Here is a 16,203-nt window from a genome sequence, read left to right as displayed (position 1 = left end):
ATCGCGTTAATTGAGATTACAGAGAGATAAGACGCGATATTATGCTGGTCACCGAGCCTGTCTGGGCAGAAATATCGTAAACCAGAGGTATTACTCTGTGATATACCGGTGGGCAAAAAAACGTCATTGATTGACAGCTGCATCAATTGCTGTCAGCTAATGTCAGGATAATTATCCTGGCCCTTCGCTTGCTGCCGCCAGCAGCGGCACAATTACGTCACTCAGCGGAGTGGGAACGCCTTTTTCCCGGCCAAACCGCTGTATAACCCCGTTGCGGCACTGCCACTCCAGCGGTCGACCCGCCTGCCGGTCAGCGAGAATAGAGGTGCTCAGATCGGCTGGTGCGCTCTGCAACCCTGCCACTATTTCGTTTGTGACGTTGTCACTTAGAGTTGCCCCGCAGGCGCGCGCCACGTTAAGTGCTTCACTGAGATAAGCCAGCGCCAGTTCAGCAATATCTCTCCGGTTAAACATGCCTGCCCGGCGATTTGCCAGCACCATCAGGCCCGCTACCGCATTCTGTAACAGCTTGCGCCATGCCACAGAGTGAAAATCAGCGCTGAGATCGGTGCTGCAGCGCGTGCCCGCCAGAGCAGCAACGATGCGTGCTGCGCCTGGCGTATCGGGCAGCGTCAGCCGCGGCCGGGCGCGCAGCCAGACAGAGGCGTCCGCTTCGCGCTGAGCCGGAAACCAGACCACCGAAGGAATAATTTGCGCGCCATTCACCAGCGGCTGCAGCTGCGTCTGCTGTTCAATGCCGTTTTGCAGCGCGCACACCACGGTATTCTCATTGCATAATGCCCGCAGCCAGCCTGCACACTGCGCCACCTGAGTGGTTTTGACCGCAACAAACAGTAGCGTAACCGCATGACGGATAGCGACAGGATCGGTCAGCACCGGACCCGGCACCCGGATTTCGCCGTCGTCATGACGCAGCCTCAGGCATGCATGGGGCGTACGGCCACAGAGCAGCGGCGGGCGCCCGGCTTCATACAGGGCAGCTGCAACGGTGGTGCCGATAGCGCCAGGGCCGAGCAGTGCGACAGAGGAGTAATCTGACATATAAAGACTCCGGTTCAGGCTGATATTCTGCTGATAACAGAAGAGGGAAGTGCTAAGTATTATTCACGTTCGCGCAGTTAGCCGCCTGAAGCGTAATAAAACAGGTTTCTGAATAATTCTCTATGGCGGTCGCCTTTTTTTATCGGACAATCAGTAACGTAATTGTTTCCACCGCTGCGCTGGCATCCTGATTCATATTAACTATGTTTATGACTCAAAGAATAAAAGGATGCTCTATGCGTAATCTTATATTGAGTGGATTCACCGTATTGTTGCTGTCAGGATGCGGCGCGAATAACAGTGCGTCACCGGTCAACGCTCCCGGTGCGCCCGTGGCGGGTAAAACCGCGCTGCTGGAGAGCGGCGCGGCCGCACTGCAGTCGCGCCCGCCGATTGATGCCATTAACACCTATCTGGATGGATTCCACTACTACTGTGGTGATAAAAAGGGACAGATGGAAGCGCATCACTATGTCACCATTCTCAACGATGATGTGATGCAGGCAGTGATCTTCGACGGCAATAAAAAAGATGCCAAGCTGATGGGCGTTGAATATATCATCAGCGAGCGGCTGTTTAAGCAGCTTCCGGCGGGCGAGAAGAAGTACTGGCACAGCCACCGCTATGAAGTGAAATCAGGCTCTCTGATTGCGCCGGGCATCCCGGACGCCGCTGAACATGCGCTGATGGGCAAAATCGTCAATACCTACGGAAAAACCTGGCACACCTGGCATACTGACCGCGACAAAACCCTGCCGCTGGGCGAGCCAGCGCTGATGATGGGCTTTACCGCCGACGGAGAGATGAACCCGGCGCTGCTGCGCGATCGTGACCAGCGCTTTGGCGTCGACACGCAGAAAATTCGTGCGGCGCGCGCCGATCTCGACGCGCATCCGGTGGCCGCAGGCGCTGATAACTGCCAGCGCGTACATCAGGCGCACTGATCGCCACAAAATCTATCCGCAGCGTTCGCCCTGCGGATTTTTTTCGCCTGCCGCCCCCGAACCAGGTTAAAAAGAGAGATCGTTTTTCTCTGCCGTAAGGAACCAGACGTATTATGACGCTCAAACGTTATTTCACCAGCGACCAGCTGACGCTTACCACCCGGGTATTACGCTGTGAACCGCAGGATGATGGCCGCTTTCGTCTCATACTCAGTGAAACGCTGTTTCATCCGCAGGGTGGCGGACAGCCCTCCGATCGCGGAACCCTTGCCGGCGCGGCGATGCTGCAGGCGCTGCAGGAGGGCGACGATGTCGCACACTATACCGATCGGCCGGTTGAACCAGGCGAGGTGGAGCTGGTGGTGGATGGCGAGCTGCGCGAGCTGCACTCGCGTTACCACTCCGCGGGTCATTTGATCGCTTATGCCGGAGAGTCATTTGGCTGGCGTGGATATAAAGCCAACCATCGGCCAGGGGAAGGTCGCATTGTTTTTACCGCGCTGGATCAGACTCAGCCGGTTACGGCAGAGGCGCTGATGCAGCGGGCTGCAGCGCTGGTGGCGGGCAACTATCCCCGCGTGCTGGGTGAAGAGGCGGGAAAACGTATGGTGAGCTGGGGTGAACTGACCCCCTATGCCTGCGGCGGCACGCATGTGCTCAGCACCGGGGAGATCGGTGACATTGTGATTGGCAAAGTAAAAGAAAAGAAGGGTGAGCTCACGGTACAGTATAGCCTGAGCCACTAAGCGGCATCAGGGGGGACTCCGTTCCCGCCCTCATGCCTGCGGCGTTAGCCTTTTCTCAGCCGTGATCCGTCAGCGACTGCGCCGCGCAAATCAGCGCCAGATGGCTCAGCCCCTGCGGCATGTTACCGCGCCACTCATCGGTGCGGACATCGAACATCTCATTAAAGGTTTCAACGTTGCCACGCTGACAAAGTTTGTCGAGGATCTCTTCCATCGCCTGCTCTGCCTGTGGAATATCACCCAGCGCGGCCAGCGCTTCCACCAGCCAGAAAGAGCAGGCAATAAAGGTACTCTCCTCCTGTTCCACACCGGAGTAGCGATAAACCATTGCGCTGTTGTGTCCCAGATCCTGACGGATAGCGCGATAGGTCGCGCGCATGCGCTCAGGATTCACCTGGTTGCCGTAACGGTGCATCAGCGCCAGCGCCGCATCCAGTTTATCTTCGCTGTCCGGGTAGAAGAGATAAGCCTGTCTGGCCTCGCTCCAGCAGTGCGCCTCCACCCACTCGCTGATGCGATCGCGTTCGCGCTGCCAGCGCTCAAGCCAGGTCGGCTCAATATGTTTCGCCTCTGCCAGCGCCACGGCGCGATCCAGCGCCAGCCAGCAGGCCATCTTGGAATGCGTATAGTGATGCTGATCGGGCAGCTCCCAGATCCCGCAATCCTGCTGACGCCATGAATCAGCGCAATGATTCGCCAGCTCACCCAGCATGCGCGAGGTAGAGAGATCGAGAATGTGACCAGCCTGTATAAACAAATCGGCGGTGGCGAGCATGTCGCCATACATACTGAGCTGGAGCTGATCGCGCGCATTATTGCCGATGCGTACCGGCTGTGAATGGTGGTACCCCCGCAGCGGCGGATAAGATTCAGCCGGGACTTCATCCCCTTCGAGCGTATAACAGGCGCGCAGCGCGGTGCCGTGACGAATAATCGTTTTCGACAGCCATGAGAAAGCAGCCTTACAATCTTCCAGCGCGCCCAGAAACACAAACGATTTAATAATCAGGCAGGCGTCGCGTACCCACGCATAGCGATAGTCATAATTTTTTTCGCCGCCGATACCTTCCGGCAGGGAAGTTGTGGCCGCCGCCGCCAGCGCGCCGGTAGGAGAGTACCAGAGAAATTTCAGCGACAGCGCTGAACGCCGCACGTGCTTTTCATAGCGCCCCTGATAACTCAGGCTGCGCGTCCAGTCGCACCAGGCGGTGTGGCTGGTTTCAATACGGGTATCGATAGCGCTTAAATCCGGCACCGCCAGCGGTTCGCGCTCGGTGACCAGCAGAGCAACCAGCGCGTGACTGCCGGGCGAGGTTTTGAGCGTGGCAGCGATACGTTCATCGTCCCGCTGCGTAATATGCCACGCGTCACTGGTGCGCAGCATCGCCATCAGATCGGCAATATGATAAACATCGCCCTGTTCAGTGCAGTCCCGCCACGGCGAGCAGGTCTCAGCCAGCGTACCAAAGCGTAACGTCAGCGTCAGCTCAACGTGGCCCTCGATCCCTTCAACGCGCCGCGCCAGCTCACTCCACGGCAGACGACCGGCCAGCGTGCTGTTTAATGATTCAGTCAGCAGGACTGAACCCTCTGCGGTGATAAAGGTGGTTTCCAGCACGTTACTGTCAGCGCGATAAGCGCGTTCGGTGCGGAAGGGGGCTGCGGGTACAATCTGGAAAAACCCGCCAATCTCCGGATCGAGCAGGCGGTCAAACAGCGGGGCGGAGTCGAGATTAGGTGCACACCACCAGTCAATAGCCCCATCCGGTGCGATAAGCGCAACGGAACGGCCTTCCCCAATGGCAGCGTAATCTCCAAGGCGCGCAAACCCTTTCTCGCGCATCGGCGACTGCAAAATCTGGTTATTCATCATGCTTCCCTGTCAGCTGAAACGACAGCGTGGCTGCCACAGGGGCAGCCACGCTGATATCGGGCAGAATGTGCTATTACAGCGTGCCGGTACCGCCGTCTGAGCACCATACCTGGCCGGAAGTAAAGCCGTTCAGGTTTTCAGCAAAGGTGACATAGAGCGGCGCGATTTCCACCGGCTGGCCCGGACGGCCCATCGGTGCACCGGAACCAAACTGCTGCAGTTTCTCTTCCGGCTGACCACCGCACGCCTGCAGTGGCGTCCAGTATGGGCCCGGTGCCACAGCGTTAACGCGGATCTTCTGTTCCGCCAGCTGTTTAGCCAGCGCTTTAGTAAAGGCGGCAATTGAGGCTTTGGTCTGCGCATAATCCAGCAGAATAGCGCTTGGCTCATAAGCCTGAACGGAAGAGGTATTTATAATAGAGGCGCCCTCTGGCAGATATTCCAGCGCGGCTTTAGTGATCCAGAACATCGCATAGACGTTGGTCTTAAACGTTGCGTCAAAATCTTCCGTCGAGAGCGTGCGAATAGATTCATTAAACTGCTGACGTCCGGCATTATTAACCAGAATATCCAGGCCATCGAGTTTTTCAGCGGCTTCTTTAACCAGCTGCTGGCAAAACGATTCGGAACGGATATCACCCGGAATAGCGACGGCTTTACGTCCTTCAGCTTCAATCAGCTTAACCACTTCCTGCGCATCTGACTCTTCAGCAGGCAGATAGTTGATGGCAACGTCTGCGCCTTCACGAGCGTAAGCGATAGCCACGGCGCGGCCGATACCTGAATCGCCGCCGGTGATTAGCGCTTTACGTCCGGTCAGGCGGCCTGAACCGCGATAGCTTGTTTCACCGTGATCGGGACGCGGATCCATTTTACTGGCTAAGCCGGGGAAATCCTGCGACGGCGTGTTAAACGGCGGCTGCGGATATTCATTAGCGATTAGCGTTTTGTTAGTGAACGAATTCATAACGGGCTCCTTGTACAGTGAACGTGTAGAAAATAAGCCTGGCAGAGATGTGATATTTGTCACGTAAAAAAATTACGAATGAATTTTATTTGTGCAATATCCATGCAGTGCGGGAAGTTATTTTTCCTTACAATTTCACTAACGTAATGATTATTTATCCCCTCTTAGTCCACATTTAGAAAATAAGCGAGTCGGCAACATTGCAGAGCAGAAAATTAGCTCTAAGCTCATTGAATAACTTTAATAAATTCCCGGCGTTTTACCGGGATAAACATAATGAGCACTGTCGTCAACGAGGCGAAAATGAGCGAAGCACTCTGTACCATTATTTATAACGGGGAACGGTTGAGTGGCGCAGCGGATCAACCGCTGATCGATTTTCTGCAGCAGCAGGGAAAAAAACTGCCGCACGTCTGCTATCACCCGGCGTTGCCGCCGCTGCAAAGCTGCGATGTCTGCTGGGTCAGGGCTGACGGAGAGCAGGTGCGTGGCTGTACCCTGCGGACTTATGAAGGCTTGCAGGTGGTCAGTGAAGGCGCCGACCTGGCTGCTGCACAGCAGGAAGGTATGGACCGTATTCTGAATCGCCATGAACTTTACTGCACGGTGTGTGAGCACAATACCGGCGACTGTACGCTGCATAATGCGGTAGCCGATATGCACATGCCGATTCAGTTCTATCCCTATGAACGTAAACCCTACACGAAAGATCACAGTAATCCGTTTTATACCTACGATCCCGACCAGTGCATTCTCTGCGGACGCTGCGTTGAGGCGTGTCAGAACATAGAAGTCAATGAGACACTCTCAATTGACTACAGCGCAGAACATCCGCGCGTATTGTGGGATGGCGGGACGGAGATTGCCGGATCGAGCTGCGTCAGCTGCGGTCACTGCGTCACGGTTTGCCCGTGTAACGCGCTTTTAGAAAAAACCATGCAGCCCGATGCCGGTCCGTTTACCCGCATGGATGAGGATTTAAAGCGGCCGTTTATTGATGCCATTAAAAAAATGGAGAAGAGCATCGGCATGGAGCCGATAACCGGCATCTCACTGATTGATGATGCTTTGCGCAAAACAGAAATTAAAAAAACCAAAACGGTCTGCACCTACTGCGGCGTTGGCTGCAGCTTTGAGGTCTGGACGCGCGATCGCCATATCCTGAAGGTGCAGCCGGTCGCTGAGGCGCCGGTAAACGGCATCTCCACCTGCGTAAAAGGCAAGTTTGGCTGGGATTTTGTTAACAGCCCGAATCGCCTGACCACGCCGCTTATCCGGGAAAACGGAGCATTCCGGCCTGCCAGCTGGGAAGAGGCGCTGAACCGGGTGGCGGAAGGGCTGCGTGCCGTAGCGCATCAGCACGGCGGCGCAGCAATTGGATTTATTGGCTCCAGTAAAGCCAGTAATGAAGAGGCCTATCTGACGCAAAAGATCGCGCGCCTGATTTTTGGTACCAACAATGTCGATAACTCTTCACGCTATTGTCAGAACCCGGCTACCCAGGGGCTGTTCCGCACCGTGGGTTATGGCGGCGATGCCGGCACGCTGCGCGATCTGCAGCAGACCGATCTGATTATCACCGTGGGCAGTAATCTTGCAGAAAACCATCCGGTATTCGCCTCGCACATCAAACAGAGCCATAAACATCACGGGCAGAAACTGCTGGTCGTGGATCCGCGTAAGCATGAAATGGCGGAGCGCGCCGACTGCTATCTGCGTATCCGGCCCGGTACCGATATGGTCTGGGCCTCTGCGATGGCGAAATATATGTTCGATCATCACTATGCAGACGACGCGTTTCTGGCTGAACGCGTTAATGATGTTGACGCCTACCGCGCCTCGCTCGCGCCGTTTACGCTTGAGATGGCGAGTGAAGTAACCGGTCTGAGCGTGGAGGCGCTCACCGAGGCAGCGGAGATGATCGGCCAGGCAAACAGCGCCTGTATTCTCTGGGCGATGGGTATCACGCAGCACAGCCACGGTGCCGATGCCAGCACGGCACTCTCTAACCTGCTGCTGGTGACCGGCAACTATGGTCGCCCCGGCACCGGTGGCTATCCGATGCGCGGCCATAACAACGTGCAGGGGGCCAGCGACTTTGGCTGCCTGAGCAATGTTTACCCCGGCTATGAAAGCGTAACGGATGATGCGGTTCGCGAGAAGTGGGCGCGTGCCTGGCAGGTTGCGCCGGAAGCGCTCTCTGATGAAGAGGGGCTGGATAACTTCCTGATGATTGAGCACGCCCACGATAAGCAGCTGCGCGCAATGTACATCATCGGCGAAGATACCGCCTTTTCAGACGCTAACTCCACCAAAGTGGATGAAGCGTTCAGCCAGCTCGATTTTATGGTGGTGCAGGACATTTTCATGAGCAAAACCGCGCGCTACGCCGACGTGGTGCTGCCCGGCTGTCCGAGCCTGGAAAAAGAGGGCACATTCGTCAATACCGAGCGCCGTATACAGCACTTCTCCCCGGCGTTTGCTCCACTGGGTGAGAGCCGGCCTGACTGGCAGATTCTGACCGATCTCGCCGCGCGTCTCGGGCATCACTGGCGCTATCCAAACCCCGGCGCCATCATGGCGGAGGCGGCGGGCATTGCGGATCTGTTTGCCGGTGTGAGCTATGAACAGCTGGTAGGCTGGCAGTCACAGCTCTGGCCGGTGAAAGCAGATGGCAGCAGTACGCCGCTGCTCTATACCGACGCATTTGCGTTTCCGGATGGTAAAGCGCGTCTCTATGCGCTTGAGTGGCAGCCGCCAGAAGAGCAGCCGGACGCAGAGTACGATCTGCTGCTGAATAATGGCCGCATGCTGGAGCATTTCCAGTCCACAAACCAGACCGGGCAGGGCGGACGCATCATGTCGCTGTCACCCAACTGGTTTGTGGAGATCTCGCCGCAGCTGGCGGAAGCGCGTCAGCTGCAGGAGGGTGACTGGGTTGAAATCCGCTCGCGGCGCGGCGCGCTGGAGGTGCCGGTGGTGGTGACCGATCGTGCCGCAGGGAACGTGCTGTTTATCCCGATTCACTATGGCAAACCCGGCGTCAATGGTCTGACCGGTAACCACCACGACCCGGATGTGAACACGCCGGCTTACAAAGAGATTGCCGTCAGCCTGCGTAAACTGGCGCGTCAGCCTCAGCCGCATCCGCTGCCGTTGCATAACTTCCGTCACGGTCAGCGCACGCCGCTGGATCACCTGCCGGTTGAGGTGAAATGGCAGCAGCCGGAGTACCGTTTGCCCCCTGAACATGTTTCGCACCCGGAGAAAAGCTAATGGCCGAACCGCTGGACTACCAGCCTGAACCTGCGCGCACTGAACCCACCGCGCAGGAGTCACTCAATACGCTGCTGGAGAATCTGCATCAGCACGGCTTTCTGCGTCTCGCCAATGACGTGGTTAAAGCGAACAACGACATTGGTAAAATTCTTGCCGGCGGGCTGAATCGCCCCGGTACTCAGAACGCCATCCAGAACATTTCGCTGCTGTTTATGATGCTGAGCACTATTCCGCCCGAGCGGTTTAATCATGTACTGCTGGCGCTGCGCGATGCGCTGGTCGCGATGAAGCCAGCGAGCGAGTCTGTTCAGCAGGAGAAAGCTGCGCCCGGCATCAGAGGGGTAATGAAACTGCTTAATGATGAAGACCTGTGGCAGGGTGTGCGTCCGCTGCTGTCGGCGCTGGAAGTTTTTTCGCGCGAGATGCAGAAAGAGGAGGAGACCCCGATTACCCGCTACAGCGGTAAGCCGACCCGTGAATAGTCAGGAGTGGGTGCTGCTGATTGCCCGTGGTCAGTTTGCGCTGACCATGGGCATGCACATTACGCTGGCAGCGCTGACGCTGGGCCTGGCGCCTTTCCTGGTCTGGTTTGAAGCGCGCTGGCTATGGGGGAAGCGCCCTGAAGCGCGGCAGGCGCTGCAGTTCTGGATCAAAATTTTTGCCCTGACGGTGGCTATCGGCACCGTCTCTGGCGTCGTTATGGAATTTCAGTTCGGCACGCACTGGTCCGGGCTGGCGTCACGCGCGGGCGGGGTGATAGGCCCGCTGATGCTGTACGAAGTGCTTATCGCCTTTTTTCTGGAGTCCGCGCTGACCGGCGTGATGCTGTTTGGTTTTGATCGGGTTAAGCCTGGCGTCCATTTCACCGTGACCTGTTTTGTGGCGCTGGGCGCCGTGCTGAGCGCGTTCTGGATCCTTGCGGCTAACTCCTGGATGCAGACGCCGGTTGATTTTCATCTGACCGATGATGGCCGTCTGCTGCCCGACAGCGCGTGGACGCTGCTTGCTGCTCCCTCCTTTGGCTGGCGTCTGGCTCATATGCTGCTCGCCTCGGCAATAAGCGTCAGCTTCCTGCTGGGCGGCGTAGCCGCGTGGCGCTTGTGCCGTCAGCCGGATGAAGCGGCCAGTCGTCTGATGCTGCGCAGCGCGCTGACGGTAACGCTACTGGCGGTACCGGCGCAGATTGTAGTGGGCGATCTGCATGGTGAAAATACGCGCACCTGGCAACCGGCTAAGCTGGCTGCCATCGAGGGGAGCTGGCACGCTCCGCCGCCGGGTCAGGGAGAGCCGCTGCGGCTGTTTGCCATTCCGGATCAGCAGGCGCAGCGCAACCACGCTGAACTGGCGATCCCGGCGATCGGCTCCCTCTACCTGCGTCACAACCTCAGCGGGCATATTAAAAGTCTGAGCGAGTTTCCGGCAGAGGCGTTGCCGCCCGTGTTACCGGTGTTTTTTGCGTTTCGCCTGATGGTGGGATGCGGCGTACTGATGCTGGTGGTTAGCCTGGCGGCCAACCTGCAGCGCTGGCGCGGTCGTTTATACCATTCACCGCGCCTGTTGCGTCTGCTGACGCTGATGTCGCCTGCCGGGTTTTTGGCGCTGCTGGCTGGCTGGGTGGTCACGGAAATGGGACGCCAGCCCTGGACGGTTTATGGCGTGTTACGTACTGCTGACAGCCTTTCGCCGCTGTCGCTCAGCAGTACATTGGTCATTTTTATCGCTATCGTGCTGGTCTATACGCTGGGTTTTGCGGCTGGCCTGCTCTATTTAGTGCGTCAAATCAACGCACCGCTGCCTGACGATGCCGACGTGGCAGCCGAGCACGTTGAAACACCGGCCTGAGGAGCTGATGATGCTTGCCGATCTCTCTGCCGCCGTGCTGATTTTTTCACTGCTGATGTATCTGGCGCTGGATGGCACCGATCTTGGCGTGGGCATGCTGTTTTACGCTTTCGACACGCCACAGCAGCGGCAGTGGATGGCACACAGCCTGCTGCCGCTATGGGATGCTAACGAGACCTGGCTGGTGCTGATGGCCGGGGGAATGCTGGCGCTTTTTCCTGCGCTCTATAGTCTGCTGCTGCAGACGCTGATGGTGCCGGTATTTCTGCTGCTGCTGGCGCTGTTTCTGCGCGCGCTGGCGCTGGCTTATCGTGCGCAGGTGAGTAGGGCATGGCGTGTCTGGCTTGACCGTCTGATGATAGCCAGTTCGCTGGCCGCAGCCTTTTTGCCCGGCTGGATAAGCGGCCTGATCCTGGTTTCGCGTCCGCCTGCCGGAATTATTATCGATCTCTCGCTGGCACCGCTGCTGTGTGGCGCCGGCGTGGTGGCAGTCGATCTGCTGCTGGGCTGCTGCTGGATCTGCTGGCGTCTGGGTGAGGCGGCGGGAGAACGCGCCCGGTCACTTGCCGTGCTGGCATGGACCTGCGCGGTGATATGTCTGACAGGCGTGTTACTGCTGGAGCCGACGCTATGGCAGCTGAGCTGGCAGCGCGCGCCTGGCCAGCTTATTCTGATTGCGATCCCGCTGCTGATTGTGCTTCAGGCCATATTACTCTGGCGCGAAGCGATGGTGGCGCTGCTGATGACAACGCTGCTGCTTATCGGCGCAGTGGTCATCGCCCTGGCGTTCGGCCTCTATCCGTGGCTGCTGCCGTTTCAGCTGCGTATTCAGGAAGAGGCCTCGTCGCCGGTGACGCAGGGCGTGGTGCTGACCGGCATGCTGATTTTCCTGCCGCTGACGCTGGCCTACCACAGCTGGTCCTTTTGGGTATTCAAACGCCGCCCTCAGCGCTGAGTTTACGGCTGGTCAGCGGGTATACGCATAAACCAGGTTCCCTGCAGCGGCATGCGTAAAAAATCGCGAAACAGTGTTTCCAGCGTCTGCTGAGGATCGACGTCAGCGAAACGCTGCGGATAGAGCGTTTTAGCCATAAATTCTGCTGCAACGACGTGCCACGGGCTGAGATAAAAATTCATCCACAGCGCGCCCGCCTGACCATTATGCAGCGCCTTCAGCCCGCGCAGCCCTTTCTGCTGTCCGGTCAGCTGCTGAAAACTCTGCAGTGCAACATCAGGCGCGATCTCCGGTCCGAGCTTCAGCCGGCCACTGCTCTGATTGTCGCTAAAACCGGTAGCAAAGTAGTAGTCAGGCTGCGCGGCAATCACGCTCTCTTCACTCAGGCGGGCAAACACACCCTGCCGGGTACGGGCGGCGATGTTGTCGCCTCCGGCCAGGCGCAGAAGCTCGCCCAGACTGCCGTTGATTGCCGTCACGCAGCACTCATTGCGGCGTCCCAGATGCAGGTGCAGCAGCACTTCAGGGCGCGCACCGTGAAAATCAGCAAGCCGCTCCTCAATGACCCGCATATGGGCGGCGTAAAACCGGTTAAATGCGGCTGCCCGCGCCTGCTGATTAATGACATCACCCAGGATCTCCACGCTGCGCCGGGTATTCTTCAGCAGCTGAACGCGCAGGTCGATCTTCACGACCGGAATGTGTGCCGCCTGCAGTACCGCAAGCAGACGCGCGTCAGCATCATCATAGCGTGCCAGACTGGGTAAAATGACGACGTCGGGGCGCAGCGCAATAACCTGTTCCGGGTTGATCGCCGCCGGGCCACCGCTGCCAAGTGACGGAACCGTCTCTATTTGCGGAAAACGCCGCGCAAAGCTGCGCCACATCTGCGCATCATATTTCTGCAGATCGCGTGGCCAGCCCACAATGTGCTGCAGCGGATTTTCAGGCGCCAGCAGCGCCAGCGTATAGAGCATACGGCTTTCGCCAAGCACAATGCGCTGCGGGCGATCGGGTATTGTCACCAAATGACCGTCAATATCGGTGAGCGTTTTTGCCTGCGCCAGCGGGCTGAGCAGCAGCCCGGCTAACAGCAGCAGGCTGGCGAAAAAGAGTGAATCAGAACGCAATGCTCGCCTCCGCCACCAGATTGCGGGTCTCGCCTTCGCGTACGCGCAGGTTGCCACCGCTGGAGGTGTAGTAGTGTTTATCAAACAGATTATTCAGGTTCAGCTGAAGCCGGGTTTTATGCCCGGAAAGGGTACTGTTCCAGGCAATAAAGGTGTCGGCTACCGTATAGTCAGGCAGGGTAAAGCTGTTCTCCGGATCGCCCGCGCGTGAACCGACATAGCGGGCACCCCCCCCAATGCGGAAATCACCCGGAATGCCGGGCAGCGCCAGCGTGTGGGTGAGCCAAAGTGCACCGGCGTGACGGGGAGCGTTCTGCAGCCGGTTGCCGTTATTGGCCCTGTTTACGCCATCGTCAGCGATCTCCGCTATATCATAGCTGTAACTGGCGCTGATCTCCCAGCCGGCAGCCACTTCCCCGTTAAGCTCCGCTTCAGCGCCTGTGGATCGCGCCCGGTTGATAGTGCGCGTGGTGCCATTGATGCTGAGTGACATATCGCGCTCATCAATGCGGTAAAGCGCCAGGCTGGCAAACAGCGTCGGCGTGATTTGCCACTTGCTGCCCGCTTCCCAGCTGGTGCCCTGTTCAGGTTTGCCCACCCGTCCCGCATCATCCACCTCGGTTGAGGGGGTGAACGATTTGCTGACGCTGGTGTAGAGCGAGATATCCGGTGTCAGTTTGTAGATCGCGCCTGCCTGCGGCAAAAATTTGTTGCCGCTGCTCTCCAGCGTCGGCACGATTGGGTCGGCTCCCTTTGAGGCGCGCTGTTCATAATGCTGATAGCGGCCGCCTGCCACCAGGGTCCAGCGATCGTTAATCGCTACGCTATCTTTGGCGTAAAGCGAGCGGCTGTGAATGCGGTTCAGCAGCCGCGCATTTGCGCGGCGCTCGGTAGTGGCATCCGTGACCGGCGCAAGCAGATCGTAATGCGGTTCGGCAAGCGTAAACCCGCGATTTGCTTTGCCCTGATACTGCCGCGCCCGCAAGGTCTGATTCATCTCATAATCGGTACCCGCCACCAGCGTGTGCGTCATGCCGGCAAGCTGCTGCGTACCGGTCAGATCCCAGGCGATATATTTTGTCTGATGATTAAAACCGCGATTGGCGTCAGCGCGACGCGTCACAACCCCGCTGTCCGGATCGATGGCGGTAACGCGCACTTCATTATTATCATACTGGCGCTGGTTCCAGCCCAGCGTCACACGCGTGCTCCAGTCGTCACTAAACTGCCAGTCGTAGTGGGTATTCAGCGTTTTATTATGGCCCCAGGCGTGGCCAGCTTTATCATCCAGCCGATCTTTGTAGCCGATATCAACCGGGCGGTTATGGATAAACGCCGTACCGCGATCGTAAGGAATATCATACTGGTAATCTTCGTAACTCAGCAGAAAGCTGGCTTTCTCGCCATACCACTGCAGCGAGGGTGCGATGAGCCGGTGTTTATCACGACCAAAATTGCGCCAGTAATCCTGGTTCTGCTGCTCTGCGACCAGCCGGAAAGCAAAACCGTTATCCAGTGGTCCGGTGATATCGAACGTACCGCTGCCGCCGCCGCTGCTGGCGGTCCGGCCGCTCAGCGCGGTACGCCATTCATAAAGCGGTTTTTTGCTGATGATATTGATGACGCCGCCCGGATTCTGGATGCCGTAGAGCAGTGAAGCGGATCCTTTCAGTACTTCAACCCGCTCCGTTGCTGCGTTGACATTGAGGCCCTGACTGCTGCGTATGCCATCGCGATAGATCGAACCGTCGCTGTTGCCGCCAAACCCGCGGCGCACAAAGCCATCTTCCGTGCCTGCCAGCGTATTACCTTCGCTTACGCCGCTGACAAAGCGCATCGCCTCCGTCAGGCGACTGACCTGGTAATCCTCCAGCTGTTGCGGCGTTACGATGCTGACTGACTGGATCTCATCAAGCCGCGCAACGGGCAGTTTGCTGCTGACGGTGCTGCTGCCGGCGCTATAACCGGACGCGGTTTCACTATCAGCCTGAACCGTGAGCGTGGTTTCCTGCTCTGCGGCATTGGCCGTAACGGAGACAGGGATAAGCCCCTGCAGCGCAACATATAACGCAGGGCGTAACGCCTTTGGCACAAAAGTAGAGGAAATAAGCATGTCAGCAAACCTGGTAAAGACGGAGTGTTCCGTCATAAAGCCATCGGCAAAACCTGCCGCGCGCGGGCAGGGAGAATAATCTTTCAGCGGCCACAATGCAGGCTTGAATGTAATTGAGAATCATTCAAACATGAAAGAATGTAGTAGTAAACGGATATAATGCAGGTAATACTACATTTATCCGGAATCCGTCTAATGACGGTATATTTAAATATTGATGTTATAAATCAATATATTAATCACTAAAATGCGAAGAGGTTTCTCGTTCTGTGAGTAAAGTGAATAGGGCGCATCTCATTATCACGAGACCAGCCACTACAACATATCCGCCTTTCACAGCGGGTAATGTCAGGAGCCTCAGCCCATGGCGCTGAAAAAAAAGGGTGTCCGGACAGACATTTTTGGCGACCGCTGCCGGGCTCGTATCGCCAGTCTCTCCCCCCGGCTGCAGACGGTCGCCCGCTATATTGATGCGCATCGTGAGAGCGTGGCGGAAGCGACGGCTATCGATATTGCCGCCGCAACGGGAACGTCTGATGCGACGGTGATCCGTGCCGTACAGGCGCTGGGCTTTACGGGCCTGCGCGATCTTAAACTCACGCTGGCGGAGTGGGCGGGGCCGGCCATTAACTCTGCGGCAAAGATGAGCGCGACCGTTAGCGAACTGGCCTGCGATATTAATGCCAGCATCGATTTTGTGCTGCTGGGACACCAGCAGGCGTGTCACGCGCTGGCACAGCCCGAAAACCGTCAGGCGGTGGCACAGGCGGTGGCGTTGCTAAGCGAAGCGCGTCAGGTCGCCCTCTTTGGCATCAACGCGTCAGGTATTCTTGCGGACTACAGCGCCCGTATGTTCAGCCGTATCGGGCTGCCCGCCACAACCCTGAACCGCACCGGCATTGCGCTGGCAGAGCAGTTGCTGAGCCTGCAGCGTGGTGATGTACTGGTGATGATGGCGCAGAAATCGGCGCATCGTGAAGGGGTCACGGCGTTAAAGGAGGCGAGAAAGCTGGGCATTCCTGTCATTCTGCTGACGCATGCGATGGAGTCTGCCTTTGCGCGCGAGGCTGATATCGTGATCAATGTACCACGCGGCGGGGAAGGAGGACGCATGCCGCTGCACGGGACCGTGCTGGTCTGTCTTGAAATGCTTATCCTGTCGGTTGCCTCAGTCAATGCCGGACGCACGGTGAAAACCATGAAGCGGATTCAGGAGCTAAACCGATCGCTTAAGTCCGGTACTAAACGCTAAGTATGAACCGATCGTGAATATCCGGCGCGCGCAAAATTCA

At 57.5% G+C, this 16,203-nt stretch carries 12 protein-coding genes; 7 read left to right on the top strand and 5 right to left on the bottom strand.

Going from position 1 to position 16,203, the window contains the following annotated elements; genetic code table 11:
* Positions 1 to 171: 171 nt before the first annotated feature.
* The gene (locus C1Y41_RS14390; protein WP_104085689.1) at positions 172 to 1,062 is read right to left on the bottom strand and encodes an oxidoreductase; all 891 of its coding nucleotides are present in this window, start codon (positions 1,060 to 1,062) and stop codon (positions 172 to 174) included.
* A gap of 236 nt (positions 1,063 to 1,298) precedes the next feature.
* Here C1Y41_RS14390 and C1Y41_RS14385 point away from each other — a divergent pair, with 236 nt between their 5' ends.
* Together C1Y41_RS14385 and C1Y41_RS14380 are read left to right on the top strand one after the other, a co-directional pair.
* Entirely contained in the window at positions 1,299 to 2,006 is a 708-nt protein-coding gene (locus tag C1Y41_RS14385; protein ID WP_104085688.1) for an OBAP family protein, read from the top strand.
* A gap of 113 nt (positions 2,007 to 2,119) precedes the next feature.
* Positions 2,120 to 2,752 carry a serine-tRNA(Ala) deacylase AlaX gene (locus C1Y41_RS14380; protein ID WP_040113851.1) on the top strand — a complete coding sequence of 211 codons (633 nt, stop codon included), beginning with the start codon at positions 2,120 to 2,122 and terminating at the stop codon, positions 2,750 to 2,752.
* Positions 2,753 to 2,807: 55 nt separating this feature from the next.
* Here C1Y41_RS14380 and C1Y41_RS14375 read toward each other — a convergent pair whose 3' ends face one another.
* Together C1Y41_RS14375 and C1Y41_RS14370 are read right to left on the bottom strand one after the other, a co-directional pair.
* Entirely contained in the window at positions 2,808 to 4,622 is a 1,815-nt protein-coding gene (locus tag C1Y41_RS14375; protein WP_071668298.1) for a glycoside hydrolase family 15 protein, read from the bottom strand.
* Between the two features lie 76 nt (positions 4,623 to 4,698).
* Complete coding sequence (locus C1Y41_RS14370) at positions 4,699 to 5,592, bottom strand: SDR family oxidoreductase (protein ID WP_040113858.1); 894 nt, start codon at positions 5,590 to 5,592, stop codon at positions 4,699 to 4,701.
* Positions 5,593 to 5,895: 303 nt separating this feature from the next.
* On the opposite strand from C1Y41_RS14370, the gene fdhF reads away from it, so the two are divergent.
* The 4 genes from fdhF to C1Y41_RS14350 are packed head-to-tail and all read left to right on the top strand — an operon-like array spanning position 5,896 to position 11,668.
* On the top strand, positions 5,896 to 8,868 hold the full coding sequence (gene fdhF / locus C1Y41_RS14365) for a formate dehydrogenase subunit alpha (RefSeq protein WP_094110888.1): 2,973 nt from the start codon (positions 5,896 to 5,898) through the stop codon (positions 8,866 to 8,868).
* Positions 8,868 to 9,353 carry a DUF1641 domain-containing protein gene (locus C1Y41_RS14360; protein ID WP_040113859.1) on the top strand — a complete coding sequence of 162 codons (486 nt, stop codon included), beginning with the start codon at positions 8,868 to 8,870 and terminating at the stop codon, positions 9,351 to 9,353. The genes fdhF and C1Y41_RS14360 overlap by 1 nt, the downstream gene beginning before the upstream one ends.
* Positions 9,346 to 10,713 carry a cytochrome ubiquinol oxidase subunit I gene (locus C1Y41_RS14355; RefSeq protein WP_071668299.1) on the top strand — a complete coding sequence of 456 codons (1,368 nt, stop codon included), beginning with the start codon at positions 9,346 to 9,348 and terminating at the stop codon, positions 10,711 to 10,713. The genes C1Y41_RS14360 and C1Y41_RS14355 overlap by 8 nt, the downstream gene beginning before the upstream one ends.
* 7 nt (positions 10,714 to 10,720) lie before the next feature.
* Entirely contained in the window at positions 10,721 to 11,668 is a 948-nt protein-coding gene (locus C1Y41_RS14350) for a cytochrome d ubiquinol oxidase subunit II (RefSeq protein WP_158249872.1), read from the top strand.
* A gap of 2 nt (positions 11,669 to 11,670) precedes the next feature.
* Here C1Y41_RS14350 and C1Y41_RS14345 read toward each other — a convergent pair whose 3' ends face one another.
* On the bottom strand, positions 11,671 to 12,798 hold the full coding sequence (locus C1Y41_RS14345; RefSeq protein WP_233207432.1) for an ABC transporter substrate-binding protein: 1,128 nt from the start codon (positions 12,796 to 12,798) through the stop codon (positions 11,671 to 11,673).
* A complete protein-coding gene (locus C1Y41_RS14340) occupies positions 12,788 to 14,911 on the bottom strand; it encodes a TonB-dependent siderophore receptor (protein ID WP_104085825.1) in 2,124 nt (707 codons plus the stop codon). Before C1Y41_RS14340 ends, C1Y41_RS14345 begins: the two co-directional genes overlap by 11 nt.
* A gap of 364 nt (positions 14,912 to 15,275) precedes the next feature.
* On the opposite strand from C1Y41_RS14340, the gene C1Y41_RS14335 reads away from it, so the two are divergent.
* On the top strand, positions 15,276 to 16,163 hold the full coding sequence (locus C1Y41_RS14335; RefSeq protein ID WP_104085686.1) for a MurR/RpiR family transcriptional regulator: 888 nt from the start codon (positions 15,276 to 15,278) through the stop codon (positions 16,161 to 16,163).
* The last annotated feature ends 40 nt before the right edge of the window (positions 16,164 to 16,203 follow it).

Source organism: Pantoea sp. ICBG 1758 (genome assembly GCF_002928325.1).
Classification (GTDB): Bacteria; Pseudomonadota; Gammaproteobacteria; order Enterobacterales; family Enterobacteriaceae; genus Pantoea; species Pantoea eucrina.
Note: the sequence above shows the minus strand (reverse complement) of the source record. Positions and strands in the feature narration are given on the sequence as shown.